1 pseudogene is annotated in these 693 nt (G+C 61.6%); it reads right to left on the bottom strand.

The window, feature by feature from the left end:
- A pseudogene (locus M5C71_RS33580) lies at nt 1–693 on the bottom strand (adhesin); the annotation flags it as partial.

Raw genomic sequence — 693 nt, 5'->3', positions numbered from 1 at the left:
ATCAAGGCTGAGCGCGCCCTTGCCTTGCAACGAGCCCTTGCCGTTGCCAAGGCTGGTAGCGCTCAGTTGCAGGTCGCCGTTACGGCTGGCGATCAAACCGCCATTGCCGTTCTGTACAGAACCCGTCGAGGTGATCAGCAATGTGTCGTTGGCACTGACAAGGCCACCATTGCTGCTATCCAAGCCACCGGTGAGCAAGGTCAACAGACCTTGGCTGGAGAGTTCACCGCCCTGGTTATTGATCTGCGTGCTGCGTTGCACCACCAACGGGCCGACGCCGGAGAGCTTTCCTTTGGTGTTGGTCAATGCACCGAGCAGATCGAGGGTGACCGCGGCGCCGCTACTCAGGGTGCCGTTGCTGTTGTCGAGGTCGGTACCGGTGAAAGTCAGTGCCTGTTGCGCCTGGACCGTGCCGCCGTTGCTCAGGGCCATGGCGTTCAGCGTCAGCAGCGTGCCGGCGTCGATCAGGCCACCTTGGCCGTTATTCAACAGGCCGATGACCGTCAGGCTCTGAGCGCCCGCACTGGAAAGCGTACCGGCGCTGTTATCAAGACTGCCCGCCTTGATGGTCAAGGCTTGCTGACTGGCCAGTGCGCCCGCGTTGCTGTTGAGCAGCGCACTGCTGAGGGTCACATCAACGTTACCGCTACGGCTGGAAACCGTACCGCTGTTGCGGTTATCGAGCGAGCCCGC

Source organism: Pseudomonas sp. MWU12-2345 (genome assembly GCF_023242385.1).
Taxonomy (GTDB): Bacteria; Pseudomonadota; Gammaproteobacteria; order Pseudomonadales; family Pseudomonadaceae; genus Aquipseudomonas; species Aquipseudomonas gingeri_D.
Note: the sequence above shows the minus strand (reverse complement) of the source record. Positions and strands in the feature narration are given on the sequence as shown.